The organism is Muricaecibacterium torontonense (assembly GCF_004793925.1).
Classification (GTDB): domain Bacteria; phylum Actinomycetota; class Coriobacteriia; order Coriobacteriales; family Atopobiaceae; genus Leptogranulimonas; species Leptogranulimonas caecicola.
Map to the genome: position 1 here is coordinate 212730 of NZ_SRYE01000005.1, position 15189 is coordinate 227918.

Consider the following 15189-nt stretch of genomic DNA (forward strand, 5'->3'; position numbering starts at 1 on the left):
GCACGGCAAAAGACGAAATGGATTACTCGCCCATGATGAAGACACTATCCGTTGGCATTCCCTGCTACAACTCTGCCGAGTATATGGATCACGCCATCTCATCCATCCTCGAAGGGGCAGACTACGCAGATGACATCCAGGTGATCATCGTCGACGATGGCTCGACCAAAGACAACACCTTTGAGAAGGCTCAAGACTGGGAGCGCAGGTATCCCAACTTGGTCAAGGCCATTCATCAGGAGAACGGCGGCCATGGCATTGCTGTGCTGGCAGCGCTCAATGAGGCAGACGGCGTTTACTTCAAGGTGTGCGACTCTGACGACTGGTACGACGGCCCCGCCCTCTCAAAGCTCTTGAAAACGTTGCGCAGCTTTATCAACTACGACGTGCGCGTTGACTTGGTGGTCACCAACTACGTCTATGAGCATGTGGAAGATGGCAAACAGAACGTCATCGACTACAAGTTCGCCCTGCGCCGCAACAAGGTGCTCACCTGGGATAAGATCGGCCACTTTGGCTACGACCAAAATCTGCTCATGCATGCCCTGTGCTATCGCACTGACGTGCTGCGCTCCGGCGGCATTCCCATGCCTGCCCACACCTTCTACGTAGACAACATCTACGCGTATGTGCCCCTGCCTCGCTGCAAGACCCTCTACTATCTAGACGTGGACCTCTACCGCTATTTCATTGGCCGCGAGGACCAGTCAGTCAACGAGAAGGTCATGGCCAGCCGCATCGACCAGCAGCTGCGCGTGACTCGCATCATGATGGACGCCTACCACCTCTACGAGGACGTGGACAGTTCCAAGCTGCGTACCTATATGTTGGACTATATGAACATCATGATGGCCGTGTGCTCCATCTTCGCCCGCATGTCCGAGGTTCCCGATGCCCGCCTTAACTGCGACGCCCTCTGGGAGTACTTCAAGCAGTACGATAAAAAGATGTATAACTACTGCCGCAAGGGCCTCATCGGAATCGGCTCCAACCTGCCCACCAAGATGGGCGAGAAGACCTCCATCGGCCTCTACAAAGTCATCTCCAAGGTGGTTAAGTTCAATTAGCTACGCGCTCCTGGTGCTTTATAGCCGTAACTAGAACGAGACCTGCAACCCATTGGCTGTGGGTCTCGTTTTAGGTCATCCATTGAAGTGCAGCCGAGAAGGGCGCCCCTTTCAAGACGGAGGCGTTTCTCGGCAGGGAAGCTACTTATCCATCGAAGGAATTATGAGGTCATTCAAGACCTCAGGCATACAGCCCTCGGCGCAGTTGGAGTGGAGGTAGTAGGTGTCTTGGGGCAGGAGAGGGCGCAAAAGACCGCTCGCGTTGGCCACTACGCAACCTGCGCCTGCCGCCTGAAGCATGGCGAGGTCGTTGACCGCGTCGCCTACGGCGATGGTGTCTTGCATGGGTACGCCCAGTCGATCGGCGACATCCTTAAGGCCTGCGCCCTTGGATACCCCTGCGGTGTTGAACTCCACATAGCGGTCGGAAGAAAAGACCGTCTCCACTTTGGAGGCCAGGTCGGGCATCTGGGCGAATGCCTGGTCGCGAATGTCGTGGAGGGCCTGGGTGTCCTCGTTTTCCACCAGCACCTTGTAGATGGGGCAGTCGAGAGCGCGTATCTGGTCCAAGGTGAGCTCGACGACCTCCATGCGGCCATTCAGAAAGTCCCACTCGCCGGGGTTCATGTTCCATACATAGGTGGCCTCGGGGCCATAAAGATGCAGGCAGAGGTCGCGGTCCACCGCAAAGTCGATGAGGCGTCCCACGATGGAAGGGTCCAGAGGATGGCTGGCCACCACGGTGCCGTCGCAGGCTTTGACCAGCGCGCCGTTGATAGTGATGGCAAACTCATCGGGGTTGCCGGCGAGGCCCAACGCTTTCAGATCTTTGATGATAGAAAAATAGGGGCGCCCGGTAGCGATCACAAAATGCACGCCTAGCTGGCGCATCTTGTGCACGGCCTCAAGGTTGGCCTCGGGGATTGCGGCGTCATAGTTTAAAAAGGTTTCATCCATATCGCTGGCGACGATGCGATACATAGGCGAGCTCCTCAAAGGTATGTGCGGGTGTCTGTGGTTTCCATGATAGGCCAGCTGGTTTGGGTACATGAGGCCACAATGGCTTCAGGGCCAGCGGGGCTCACTGATAGATTACTTATCAGAGGGCCCGGATGCGCCAAGGCCGCTCTTTGACCTTCTAGCTGCACAAATGGCAAATCTCTTGGAGAGGATAGAGCTATGGCATCAAAGAAAACCTGTGCAATCTGTATGGCCGACGGTTTTGAGACCATCGAAGGCCTGGCTCCCCTGGACGTCATGACGCGTGCTGGAGTCGAGGTGGACACCATCGCCTGCACCGGCGACACCGGACAGGTCACCACCTCCAATGGCGTGCTTGTCTCCTGCACCGCCCAGCTGGGCGCGCGCGATCTGTCCGCCTATGATCTGGTGGTCATCCCAGGCGGCATGGGCGGGGTCAACAATCTGCGCCAATGCCCCCTGGTGACAGACGAGATCGCCCGCCGCATGAACGCAGGCGAGCTTTTGGGCGCCATATGTGCGGGCCCCATGCTCCTGGCCGAGCAGCATCTGCTCGACGGCCGCACTGCCACCTGCTATCCCGGTTGCGACACTGATTTTCCTGCCGGCGTGCGCCCAGAGAAAAACGGCGTCTATACCGATAAAAACCTCATCACCGGGTCCGGCCCTGCCTTTGCCGTGCCTTTTGGCCTGGCGCTTACCACGGCGCTCCTTGGCCCTGAGGCGGCACAGAGCGTTGCCAGCGCCATGCTTGTGGATTAATCCTCAAGCTTTCAGCTCTTTGGTTCCGGCTCCCCTAGAAAAAGGATGCACCTATGATCTTAGCGTCCGCGTCACCTCGTCGCTCTCAGCTGCTCTCTGAGGTGGGAATTGAGTTCCGCGTCATTCCTGCCAATATTGATGAGACGCCCCTGCCCGGCGAAAACCCCGTGTCGCTGGTAGAGCGTTTGGCACGTGCCAAAGCTCTGGCAGTGGCTCAGACAGCTGAGCCCGGCGAGCTGGTGCTGGCAGCCGATACGTTGGTATGGCTCGACGGCGCCGTATTGGGAAAGCCAACGTCGCCTGAGGATGCCCGCACCATGCTTGGAAAGCTCTCTGGGAAGACCCATCATGTCTCTACCGGCTGTGCGCTTATAGAGCGTCCGCACGAAGGGCTATCGGCTCCCAAAGACTGGCGCCATCTCACCTTCTCCAACACCTGTGCAGTGAAGTTCTACGAGCTTGATTCCCAAGAGATTCAAGCCTATGTAGCGACGGGGGAGCCCGCGGACAAAGCGGGAGCCTACGGCATTCAGGGATTAGGCCGGCTCTTGGTGAAGGAGATTCAGGGAAACTACGATACGGTGGTAGGGTTGCCGGTGGCCCAGGTGGTGCGGGAGCTGCGAGCCTTTGCTCCCCATGCCCTCGGGCCTGTTATGGGCATCTAGCAAAAGAGATGACGAGAGAGGGAGAGAAGCCATGCTGCTGCCGGGTTTTGACGATGTGTATCTGGGAAACTGGACCCAGGTGGAGGCGGGAACTGGCTGCACGGTGATAGTGGCGCCCCAAGGAGCTACCGGAGCGGTAGATGTGGCTGGAGGCGCTCCTGCTACCCGCGAGACTGATCTGCTGCGTCCCGAGGAGACGGTGGATCAAGTCCATGCCGTCATGCTGTCTGGCGGATCGGCCTTTGGCCTTGCCGCCTCTTCGGGGGCTGCAGAAGAGTTGGAGCGCCGCTCCATCGGTTTGGATCTAGGCATCGCTCGGGTACCCATTGTGACCGGGGCCTGCCTCTTTGACCTGGCCGTAGGCAACCCCCAGGTGCGCCCGGATGTCCATAGTGGCCAAGAGGCTGTGGTGGACGCTCTGGATCACCTGGCACTCACAGAGCCCCTCATGGGCAATCTTGGAGCGGGCACAGGTTGCACGGTAGGTAAGTTTTTGGGTCCTGACTGCGCCATGAAGGGTGGCCTGGGTTGGGCTACAGAGACGGCTGGAGCGGTTACCTGCACCGCCGTGGTGGCAGTGAATGCCGTAGGCAGCGTCTTTGATCCTGCTACAGGCAATCCTATTGCGGGGGCTCGTGTGGCCTCAGACTCTGAGGTCATTGCCGATAAACCCCTCGATCTCTTGGCGAAAATGGCTTCTATGCCCCTCGACGTGCTCTCAGCAGACGCTCCGCGCACCAATACCACCATCTCTTGCGTGGTAACCGATGCCCGCTTGACTAAAGCACAAGCCACCAAGGTGGCTCAGATGGCCTCTGACGGCTATGCCCACGCCATTGTGCCCACTCATACCACCAACGACGGTGATTCTGTCTTTGTGCTGGCCACAGGCAAAGTGGATTGCCCGGTAGATGTGGTGGGCGTTTTGGCTCAAAAGGCGCTGGCCCAAGCTATTGCTGGAGGCTGTGCTGCTGCCCATGATGCCTTTGGCTTCCCTGGAGCCGCAGGCCGCTAGCCTGCGCCACCCCTCAAATTGATCGGTCAGGCGGCCTGCCTGTTAAGGAGGGTCGCCTGACTATATTTTAATGGATCAAAAAACCTCTTTGCGGCTTAGTCGCGTCGCTTTAAGATGGTGACATTTTCTACATGGAACGTTTGGGGGAAGAGATCCACTGGGGTGATCGAGACCGGCTCGAAGACCCCTTGGGCCACAAAGCGCTCTAGATCGCGTGCCAACGTTGCCGGGTCACAGGAGACATAGGCGATGGCTCGGGCGGGTTGGCGAGAAAGCTTTTCTACCACAGAGGCAGCCAGGCCTGCTCGTGGAGGATCCACCACGATGACGTCTGCCTCTGAATCCGGGAACTCGCGGTCTGCATCGCCGCCCACAGGATCGCCATTGTCGATGGAGTTCATCTCTAGATTGCGACGCAGGTCGCGCACGGCAGGGCCGTAGGACTCGACTGCGTCCACGAAGGCGCATCTGCGAGCCAGCGGTACCGTGAAGGTTCCGGCGCCGCTATAAAGGTCCATTGCCAGATCGTCTTCGCAAGGATTCAAACCTTCCAGTACAAGGTGGACGAGTTTATCGGCACCTTTGGTATTGACTTGGAAAAACGATGGGGCACTCACCCGGAGCGTCTCATCTAAGATGCGCTCAGACCAAGAGCCTGTGCCCGAGAGCACCTCAACTCCTGTGACCTTGCGGGCCTTCTGGGGGCCTTTGGACAGCACGCGCACTACCGAGGTGGGTTTGGCGGCATCTCCCAACACTTTGGCCATGTGCGCCCGGGGAAAAGCGCCGGGGGAGGTCCAGAGGGCCACTTCGATGTCACGGGTGCGCCGAGAAGCCCGAATCCCCACACGCTCCAACTCCAACTGATGACTGGAGGCCACATAGGACAGGGCGCCGGAGACCCCCTTGACGAGTTTTTCTGCCACAGGGTCCAGAAGCAGGCAGCGGTCAACTTTGATGGGTGCAGCTCCTTTGGCAGGATGCATGCCCACGATGGTGCGCTGGCCTTGGCGAGCCACGGCCAGCTCGATCTTGTTGCGGTAGCCCCAGCTCTCGCCGCAGGCCTGAGCGGGAGCCACCAGCTGCTGGGCATGCTCTTGGCCAAAACGCCCAATTCGCATGAGGGATGAGACCACATTTTCGCGCTTGGCTGAGAGCTGGAAGTCATAGGATGCCGAAGCCCAGGGGCAGCCTCCGCAGACCTCCGAATAGGGGCAGCGCGACTTCACCCGATAGGGGGAAGGCTCGAGCACTTGGGTGCACGTGGCCCTAAGGCTGCGGGCTGTTTCTTTGGTGACGTGCGCCTCTACCGTATCTCCAGGGACGGCGCCGGACACAAAGACCACGCGGCCGTCGGGGGCGTGGGCGATGGCGTCAGGGCCGTAGGAAAAGCGCTCTACCTCGAGTCTCATGCCTGGTCTCCGGGGTTCTGGGAGGGCTTGGAGCCTTTTTGGGAACGACGGGCACGACGCTCGGCGCGGCGGCGCTCCTCCTTGGCATTGCGCTCGTCAGCTTTGGATTGAGCCGCCAGGGCAGCCTCAGGACCTGCGATAAGAGTGCGAAGTCCCAGCCTGATGAGGGAGAAGGCCGTGGCAATCCTGCCAGGAGCACGCTTGACGATAAAGGCGTCTGGCCTGGATTGAAGCGCATCGTCGTCTACCACGTTGGCGGTGACTGGACTCTCCGGGATCCCTGGAGTGCTTGGAGCCTTCTGAGGAGCGGGTTTCTCGGCAGGGGAGGGTGTTTCTGTCGTCTGGGGTACCGGGGCAGGCGTCTTAGCTGCGGCGACGGGCTGGGGCGTTGAGGGCGCAGCAGGCTTTTGCGCCTGAGCTGCGGCGGTCACGGCTGCCTGATCTTGGGCGATGTCTCGAGGGCGCTCGTCGGCCGGACGATCGGGGATGGCCACCGGATGGCTCTCAAATATCTCTGGCGGCACAAAGTCGCCAGCTGTCTCCAAATCATGGAGATCGTCAGCCTGAGTGGGTGCAGCCACTGGGGTGACCTCGGGCTCAAGCTTGAGGGGATAGTCGCTGAATATGGAGATAAGGCGACGGATGACATCTGGCGGCAGCGAGGCGAGCTCGGGGGAGAGGGGAGCCGGGGCGCCACCGGGGGCCTGTTTGAGCTGGGCATGGTGGTAAGCCAAAGCAATGAGCACTTCCTGGCTGTTGACCAGCGGCTCGTCGGGCTCGACAGGAATGGCTTCCCAAGTGCCCTCGGGGGAGAGGCGACGAGCCTTGACGTTGTCCGAGAGCTGGAGGTCCATGTACTCGATGACCAACTCGCGGCAGGTATCGTCCAGCACAGGGTAGGCGATCTCCACGCGGCGCTCGGTGTTGCGGGTCATCATGTCGGCGCTGGAGAGGTAAAGGGTATCCACGTTCTCGCCAAAGGCGTAGACGCGGGAGTGCTCCAGCAGGCGGCCTACGATTTGGCGCACCTCCAGACCCTGGGTTTTACCGGGGATTGCAGGGCGAATGCAGCAGATGCCGCGGACTATGAGGGTCACAGAGACGCCGGCTTGGGTGGCCTCGGCGATCTTGTCGATGACGTCGCGGTCGGTGAGGGAGTTCATCTTCATGAAGATGCGGCCGGGGCTTCCGGCCTTGACGCGGCTGATCTCGCGATCGATACCGCGCATGATGAGAGGTTTGAGGCCTACCGGTGCCACGCCCAAGTACTTATAGGCGCCGTGAAGGTTGCCCAGGGTAAGGTTGCGGAAGAAGGCGTTGCCGTCCTCGCCGATGCCCTTGTGGGCGGTCATGAGCATGAAGTCCGAATAGAGGCGAGCGGTCTTCTCGTTGAAGTTGCCGGTGCCTAGGCAGGTGATGCGGCTGATGCCATCCTTGTCGTGATAGGCGATCTGGCAGATCTTGGAGTGGCACTTATAACCCTCAGAGCCATAGATCACCGTGCAGCCGGCCTGGGAGAGGCGCTCAGCCCACTCGATGTTGTTCTTCTCGTCAAAGCGGGCGCGAAGCTCCATCAACACGGTAACCTCTTTGCCGTTTTCGGCAGCGGTGATGAGGCTTTCGCACAGACGGGAGCGAGTGGCTACGCGGTATAAGGTAATGCGGATAGAAATGCAATCATCATCGATGGCCGCCTGGTGCACCAGGTCCAAAAGAGGCTTCATGGACTCATAGGGATAATAGAGCAGCACGTCGTGGTCCATGATCTGCTCGCGCACGGGCCGCGCTGGGTCTACCATGGCTGATTGCTGGGGCTCGAATGGCTCGAAGAGCAATGCGGAGCGATGGCGCGCCGGCAGCTTGCCCTCGAGGCCATATACATAGGAGAGGTCCAACGGGATATCCAGGCGGCTGACGCGCTCTGGAGAAAGGCCTAGCTCTTCGCGGACAAACTCCTCCAGATGTTCTCCGAGTGACCCCTGAAGCTCCACGCGCACCGGATCCAGGCGCATGCGGCGCCTGAGGATCTTTTTCATGTGCTGGCGATAATCCTCCTCTTCCTCCACGCCTTCGCCGTCAGGGTCGATGTCGGCGTTCCTGGTGACGCGCACAACACAGGTCTTCGCCGGCACATAGTTGTTGAAGAGATCCGAGTGCGAAAGACCTTGCGCTATGACATCTTCAATAAGCGTGTAGCGGAAATTATTGGAATCCGAAGGCAATGGCACCACCCGGGGCGCATTGGGGGGCACTTCTACCATGCCGAGAAGCTCGCCCTCAGCTCCCGCATCCAATGCACACATGACATAGAGTTGGCCGTTGCGAAGGTTGGGGAAGGGATGGCGTGGATCCACCACCAGGGGAGAGAGCACGGGGGCCACGGCACGATCGAAATAGCGTCCTACCGCCACATTGTCGCGATCATCAAAATTGGCGGTGTCCACTCGAGTGAGGCCAAAGCGCATAAGCTGGCGCTCGATAGCATGGAAGGCCTCTTGTTGGCGTCCCAGATAGTTAGGGATCATGTCGAAGAGCACTTCTAGCTGCTCTCTAGGGGTCATGTCGCTCTTGTTGTCACGCGGCGGGTTCTTGACGTATTCCATGGTGGAGAGGCCGCCCACGCGAATCATGAACCACTCGTCCAGATTGCTCTGGAAGATAGCGCAAAACTTGAGGCGCTCGAAGAGGGGGACTTCGGGCGTAAGGGCCTCTGTGAGGACGCGGTCGTCAAAGCGCAACCAGCTGACCTCGCGGTTTTGGGTGTAGGAATAGTCGCGCTTGGACTTATGGGAGCTTTGGGCACGCATCTTCTCAGATGAGAGGTGACCGGCTCTCACTGAGGCTGCGGCATAGTCTTTGGTGGCCTTTGTCCCTATGGCCTTGCGAGCTGCCTGTTTGGCTGCCTTGCGCTGGGCCTCTGAAAGTCGCTGCTTGGCTCCGGCTTTCTCGTGGGAGCGGCCGTGTTTCTCGACAGCTTTGAGTGTGGATGACTCAGAAGCCGCTTCTATTCCAGCGTGGCGCTTCTTTTTCTTGCTGTCTTTCTTGCTGTGTTTCTTCTTAGCCATGAGAAAGCCTTTCTGGCTGAGACGGCCCTAGGGGCCAAGGTCGCTATGGGTGGGTCGCCTGTGTAGGTGGCAGCTGATGTCGCCTTCCCATTATCGTTGGTATCAAGGTCTATCCGGTAACAAATCGGTGAATCACTAAAGGGACTTCCTGCAGACCCGTGCAGAGAAGATGGTTAAAAGTCTCTTAATTAGATAGTTTTGCATTTGTGGGATTGAGCCGACCAGTAGCGGGTACGACACCTATTGGATGTTGCAATAATATACAAGAATACTGTATATTTATGCATTAGGCTCTTGGTTTAGGCACGGTTTATTTCTGGGAGCTTTCAGATAAATGCGCATAAAAACGGAGAGCGTTTGTAAAAAAGTGAACGAAGGCAAAGTGCTGCCTAAGGTAAAAGCGCAGGAAATCAATGGGAACCACACCGAACCTACACTAATGGCGATAATATGTGGGGACGCTATCCGGTGGCGGTTGAAATGTAACCGTTGGGGGGTTACCGGAAACAATATGCACCGATGGGAAGCATAATGGGGCCGTGAAAGCAGCGAGGCCCAAATGGCATCGCTTAGGGATCTGCGAATCCTAAAAACCCGGCCGCAGTCCCGTTAGGCTTTTCTGTCCTGGTACGCACCCTGCCGGACAACGGGGTGCCGTCGAAGAAGGAGGCACAATGTCCAAAGGACTTCATGTCCCGAGCGAAATCGGCAACCTCAAGAAGGTCATGCTGCACCGCCCCGGTGACGAGCTGCTGAACCTGCCCCCGGACGAGTTGGAGCGTCTGCTGTTTGACGACGTTCCCTTCCTGCCCGTGGCCCAGGAGGAGCATGACACCTTCGCACAGACCCTGCGCGACCAGGGCGTCGAGGTGCTTTACCTCGAGAAGCTCATGGCTGAGGCTCTGGATGCCGCTCCCCAGGCTCGCGACGAGTTCCTGGATCAGTGGATCGAAGAGGCTGGCATCTCTGGCAAGCACGCTCCCGCGATCATCCGCGAGTACATCGATTCGTTCAAGGACAACTACGAGATGGTCCTCCACACCATGGCTGGTGTGACCAAGCAGGAGGTCCAGCTCCCCGTTAAGTCGTCTGAGACCCTGCGTTCTATCGTGGGCACCGACGGCGACACTGAAAGCGACCTGCTCGTTGACCCCATGCCCAACCTCTACTTCACTCGCGATCCCTTCGCAGTAGTGGGCAACGGCGTCAACCTCAACCGCATGTACTCGGTAACCCGTAACCGCGAGACCCTTTACGGCAAGTACATCTTCAAGTATCACCCTGACTACAAGGACAGCCCTCTGTGGTATCGCCGCAACTCCGCCTACCACACCGAGGGCGGCGACGTGCTGAACCTCAACAGCCACGCCATCGCGGTGGGTATCTCCCAACGTACCGAGGCTGCTGCAATCGACGTCATGGCTAACCACATGTTCTGGAGCCACGGCGAGAATTGCCCCATCGACGAGATCTACGCCTTCAACATCCCTGTCTCCCGTGCCTTCATGCACCTGGACACCGTGTTCACCCAGATCGACGTCGACAAGTTCACCATTCACCCCGCCATCATGGGCACGCTCCAGGTCTTCAAGATGACCCCCGGCGCCCACGAGAACGAGGTCAAGATCGAGGAAATGAACGACACCCTCGAGCACACCCTCGCCAAGATCCTGGGTCTCGATCAGGTCACGCTGATCCCCTGCGGCGGCGGCGATCCTATTGCAGCTGCTCGTGAGCAGTGGAACGACGGCTCCAACACGCTCTGCGTGCGTCCCGGCACCATCTGCGTCTATCAGCGCAACAACGTCACCAACGACATCCTCTACAAGGCCGGTATGGAGCTGCTGGTTATCCCCAGCGCCGAGCTCTCCCGCGGCCGTGGCGGCCCCCGCTGCATGAGCATGCCGTTCTGGCGTGAGGACCTCTAATCCTCTAATCGTTTTGGCCTCCTCCGCGGCCAGGATTCGTCCTGGCCGCGGTCGACGCGGCTGTAACCTAAGTCCCGGCATTTGGGTTGCACGGCATCTTTTTTATCTATTCATCAGAGTCGCTGCCCTATGCGATGCGACTCTATCGAAAGGAATCTGCTATGGGCGTGAATATCACTGGCCGCAGCTTCACCAAGATCCTCGATTACACTCCTGCCGAGATCCAGTATCTCGTGGACGTCGCCAAGACCTTCAAAGACATGAAGCGCAACGGTGTGCCTCACAAGTACCTCACCGGCAAGAATATCGTGCTTCTGTTCGAGAAGACCTCCACTCGTACCCGCTGCTCCTTCGAGGTGGCCGGCAATGATCTGGGTATGGGCGTTACTTACCTGGATCCCGGCAGCTCTCAGATGGGCAAGAAGGAGTCCATCGAGGATACCGCTCGCGTTCTCGGCCGTATGTATGACGGCATCGAGTACCGTGGCTTCTCCCAGGAGCTCGTAGAAGAGCTCGCCGAGAAGGCCGGTGTGCCCGTATGGAACGGCCTTACCGACGAGTTCCATCCCACTCAGATGATCGCCGACCTGCTCACCATCGAGGAGAACTTCCCCATGGGCGTCAAGGGCCTGAAGTTCGTCTTCTTTGGCGACACCCGTAACAACATGGGCAACTCCCTCATGGTGCTCTGCGCCAAGATGGGCATGCACTTCGTAGGTGCCGGCCCCAAGGAGCTGCGTCCTGCTGACGATCTCATCGCCAAGTGCGAGGAGATCGCCAAGGAGACCGGCGCCACCATCGAGTTCACCGACGATCCTAAGGCTGCTGCTAAGGACGCCGACGTTCTCTACACCGACATTTGGGTATCCATGGGCGAGCCTGCCGAGCTCTGGGCGGAGCGCATCAAGGAGCTCAAACCCTTCCAGGTCAACAGCGAGCTCATGGGTCTGGCTCACAAGGACGCCATCTTCATGCACTGCCTGCCTTCCTTCCACGACACCAAGACCACCATCGGCGAGGATGTCGCTGAGAAGTTTGGCATCAAGGAGATGGAGGTCACGGACGAGGTCTTCGAGTCCAGCCAGTCCAAGGTCTTCGATGAGGCCGAGAACCGCATGCACACCATCAAGGCTGTTATGTACGCAACCCTGAAGTAACTTCTATTCCCATAAAAGAAGCAAGAGTGTCTAAGAGCGCTCTCCTTTAGGTAGCCAGAAGCCGGATAAGGTAGAAAGACCTTGTCCGGCTTCTTTTGTAATCTGAGATCCATTTAAATATTAGTGAAAGTAACCTGCGTAGTATGAGAGCAGTAAACTGTATAAAAAGAGCTTCCACCACGATGTCATTGATAAATAACCCGCTATGCAAGAAAAAAATGTATAGCAATTATCAGACAGAATAATCCTAATCTTAAATTTGAGGATAAAGGCTGTTGGGCAGGTACCTCCTTGATGGGAGGCTCACAAAAGAGCCTCAGAGCTAACTCGTTAAGGGGGATTTTGTGAGTGATACCACCGCTCCGGCGCAAAAGCCGGAGAAACCCACGGGCGCTGCCAAGATTGGCCTCTTTGGCCTTATCGGCATCGTTGTAAGTTCCTGTATCGGCTCAGGTGCCTTTGCACTGACGGGTCAGATCGCCCAGGTGGCTTCACCTGGAGCAGCGCTCATCGCTTGGCTTATCGTAGGCGTAGGCTTTCTCTGCTTGGCGCTTTCTTTGAAGAATTTGGCCGATAAGCGCCCCGACCTTGACTCCATTTTCGACTACGCCACCCAGGGTTTTGGTCCTTTCGCAGGCTTCTTGTCTGGCTGGGGATACTGGCTTTCTGCCTGGCTGGGCAACGTGGCTTTTGCCACCATCATGATGAGCGCTATTGGTTACTTCTATCCTCCTTTTGAGGCCGGCAATACGATCCCCTGCATCGCTATCGCCTCTGTGATCCTTTGGGGCATCACTATTCTGGTGATGAACGGCATAGAGAGCGCCTCGTTCATCAACGCTATCGTCATGGTCGCCAAGGTAGCTGCTCTTGGCCTCTTCATCATCTTCGCGTTGGTGATGTTTAACGCGGGCATCTTTACTGAGGATTTCTGGGGCACCGTCTATGACAACATGGTGGCTCTGGGACAAGCTGGGGGAGACGCCCAGGCATTGGGCACTATTCCAGATCAGATCGTGAACTGCATGATGATCATGTTCTGGTGCTTCATCGGCATCGAGGGCGCATCGGTCATCTCGAGCCGTGCTAAGTCCAAGGCCGAGGCCGGCCAGGCAACCGTCATCGGCCTTATCGCACTGCTGGTCATCTATATTGGCGTGTCTGTACTGCCCTTTGGCTATATGGACTACACCGAGATCGCTCAGCTTCCTAAGCCTGCCATGATCTACGTCTTCGATTCCATGGCTCCCGGCTGGGGCGGCGCCTTCATCACCATCGCCATGATCGTGTCTGTGGCAGGCTCTTGGCTCTCCTTCACCATTTTGCCGGCTGAGACCACCCAGCAAATGGCCGATCATCACCTCATTCCTGCTAAGTGGGGCGAGCTCAACAAGAAGGGTGCCCCTCAGTTCTCTCTGATAGTAGTGGGTGTGTGCACCCAGCTCTTCATGCTCACGCTCATCTTCACCGAGGATGCCTATAACTTCGCCTTCTCTCTGTGCACGGTCGCCATTGTGGTGACCTGGGCCTTGGCCTCTGCCTTCAACATGAAGGTATCCTTTGCCTCAGGCCAAACGGGGCAGGGCATCTGCGGTCTTATCGCCACGCTCTTCTTGATCATCGGCACGCTGCTCAACGGCTGGAGCTATCTGCTGCTCACCTGCGTGGGTTATATCCCTGGCATCTTTGTCTATGTGGCAGGTCGCAAAGAAAACAAGAAGACTATCTTTACGCCGGCCGAAAAAGTGGTCATGGGTTTGGTTGTGGCTGCCGGCATGTTGGCTTTGATCATGGTGGCGACAGGTCTCATCACCTTCTAATAGCTTTCAGGTCGACCAGCGTATCAAAAAATTAGGGCACCGGTTCGCAGCGGGAACCGGTGCCCTAATTTCATACCGTTCACCGAAACCGAAGGAAGAATAAAATAAGGGTCAATGCATATAGCTATGAATATGGTATACCTAATATTACTGAGTGATTTTGAATAAGACCTGCGTACGCACCATGAGAACTGCCTTATACCGAGAAGTCCCTTCAATAGGATCGTAAGAAAACTACTATTAAGTGCATAAAGTTCTGCCGCAGCCTGCTTTGGATCCAAATAGGGGAGTAACGCAGATTAAGGCAACCCGGTGCGGCGGGATTATTACGCTAGTGTGCATATAAGGAGGAGGCGTTATGGCACAGGAAGCGCAGACAGCTCACGGGTCAGGCACCAAAGGAGGAGTGCCTGGCGGACTGGGGCTCTTTAGCCTCATCGGCATGGTGGTGAGCTCTTGTATTGGCTCGGGTGCATTTGCACTTACAGGACAGCTAGGTGGTGTAGCTGCACCTGGTCCCGCACTTATCGCATGGCTTATCGTGGGTGTGGGTTTTCTCTGCTTGGCGTTGTCATTGAAGAACCTGGCAGAGGTACGCCCTGATCTCGACGGCATTTTTAATTATGCCACCCAGGGTTTTGGTCCTTTCGCAGGTTTCATCTCTGGCTGGGGCTATTGGCTCTCCGCTTGGCTGGGCAACGTAGCCTTTGCCACCATCATGATGAGTGCCGTGGGCTTTTTCTATGAGCCTTTCTTGCCAGGCAATACGGTGGCTTGCATCGCCATTGCCTCGGTAGTCATGTGGGGCATCACCATTCTGGTTATCCGCGGTGTCGAGAGCGCTTCGTTCATCAACGCTATTGTCATGGTCGCCAAGGTAGCTGCGCTTGCACTCTTTGTGATCTTCGCCTTGGTGTCTTTCAATGCTGGCGTGTTTACCGCCGACTTCTGGGGCACTCTCTATGACAATGCGGTGGCCATGGGCCAGCTGGGTGCAAATGCGGTTTCTCTGGGTTCTGTGTCCGACCAGATCGTGAACTGCATGATGATCATGTTCTGGTGCTTTATCGGCATCGAGGGCGCTTCGGTAGTCTCGAGCCGCGCTAAGTCCAAGGCTGAGGCTGGCCAGGCCACCGTCATCGGTCTCATCGCCCTGCTGGTCATCTACATCGGCGTATCGGTGCTTCCCTTTGGCGTGCTGCCTTTTAATGAGATCGCAGCTATGGACTATCCTGCCATGACCTACGTCATGGACCACATGGCTCCCGGCTGGGGCGGCGCCTTCATCACCATCGCCATGATCGTGTCTGTGGCAGG

At 57.5% G+C, this 15189-nt stretch carries 11 protein-coding genes; 8 read left to right on the top strand and 3 right to left on the bottom strand.

The window, feature by feature from the left end; genetic code table 11:
* Nucleotides 1-32: 32 nt before the first annotated feature.
* Complete coding sequence (locus tag E5334_RS08535) at nucleotides 33-1067, top strand: glycosyltransferase family 2 protein (RefSeq protein WP_136013165.1); 1035 nt, start codon at nucleotides 33-35, stop codon at nucleotides 1065-1067.
* Nucleotides 1068-1208: 141 nt separating this feature from the next.
* On the opposite strand, the gene E5334_RS08540 is transcribed toward E5334_RS08535, so the two are convergent.
* A complete protein-coding gene (locus E5334_RS08540; RefSeq protein WP_167604363.1) occupies nucleotides 1209-2048 on the bottom strand; it encodes an HAD family hydrolase in 840 nt (279 codons plus the stop codon).
* Nucleotides 2049-2246: 198 nt separating this feature from the next.
* Between E5334_RS08540 and E5334_RS08545 the strand changes: the two genes are divergently transcribed.
* The 3 genes from E5334_RS08545 to E5334_RS08555 are packed head-to-tail and all read left to right on the top strand — an operon-like array spanning nucleotide 2247 to nucleotide 4490.
* Complete coding sequence (locus E5334_RS08545; RefSeq protein ID WP_136013167.1) at nucleotides 2247-2810, top strand: DJ-1 family glyoxalase III; 564 nt, start codon at nucleotides 2247-2249, stop codon at nucleotides 2808-2810.
* A gap of 53 nt (nucleotides 2811-2863) precedes the next feature.
* The gene (locus E5334_RS08550) at nucleotides 2864-3475 is read left to right on the top strand and encodes a Maf family protein (protein WP_136013168.1); all 612 of its coding nucleotides are present in this window, start codon (nucleotides 2864-2866) and stop codon (nucleotides 3473-3475) included.
* Nucleotides 3476-3506: 31 nt separating this feature from the next.
* A complete protein-coding gene (locus E5334_RS08555) occupies nucleotides 3507-4490 on the top strand; it encodes a P1 family peptidase (protein ID WP_136013169.1) in 984 nt (327 codons plus the stop codon).
* A gap of 95 nt (nucleotides 4491-4585) precedes the next feature.
* Here E5334_RS08555 and rlmD read toward each other — a convergent pair whose 3' ends face one another.
* Together rlmD and ppk1 are read right to left on the bottom strand one after the other, a co-directional pair.
* On the bottom strand, nucleotides 4586-5902 hold the full coding sequence (rlmD, locus tag E5334_RS08560; RefSeq protein WP_136013170.1) for a 23S rRNA (uracil(1939)-C(5))-methyltransferase RlmD: 1317 nt from the start codon (nucleotides 5900-5902) through the stop codon (nucleotides 4586-4588).
* Nucleotides 5899-8967 carry a polyphosphate kinase 1 gene (gene ppk1, locus E5334_RS08565; protein WP_275439000.1) on the bottom strand — a complete coding sequence of 1023 codons (3069 nt, stop codon included), beginning with the start codon at nucleotides 8965-8967 and terminating at the stop codon, nucleotides 5899-5901. Before ppk1 ends, rlmD begins: the two co-directional genes overlap by 4 nt.
* Nucleotides 8968-9641: 674 nt before the next feature.
* Here ppk1 and arcA point away from each other — a divergent pair.
* From arcA to E5334_RS08585, 4 genes are all read left to right on the top strand, one after another.
* Nucleotides 9642-10895 (top strand): arginine deiminase, encoded by a 1254-nt coding sequence (arcA, locus tag E5334_RS08570; RefSeq protein WP_136013171.1) that lies wholly within the window; start codon nucleotides 9642-9644, stop codon nucleotides 10893-10895.
* 161 nt (nucleotides 10896-11056) lie between these two features.
* Nucleotides 11057-12052 carry an ornithine carbamoyltransferase gene (gene argF / locus E5334_RS08575; RefSeq protein ID WP_136013172.1) on the top strand — a complete coding sequence of 332 codons (996 nt, stop codon included), beginning with the start codon at nucleotides 11057-11059 and terminating at the stop codon, nucleotides 12050-12052.
* A 344-nt stretch (nucleotides 12053-12396) separates the two neighbouring features.
* Nucleotides 12397-13872: a basic amino acid/polyamine antiporter gene (locus E5334_RS08580; RefSeq protein ID WP_275439001.1), complete on the top strand. Its 1476-nt coding sequence runs from the start codon at nucleotides 12397-12399 to the stop codon at nucleotides 13870-13872.
* 358 nt (nucleotides 13873-14230) lie between these two features.
* Nucleotides 14231-15189, top strand: a 959-nt coding sequence (locus E5334_RS08585; RefSeq protein ID WP_136013173.1) for an amino acid permease, incomplete at its 3' end; no start/stop codon positions are given.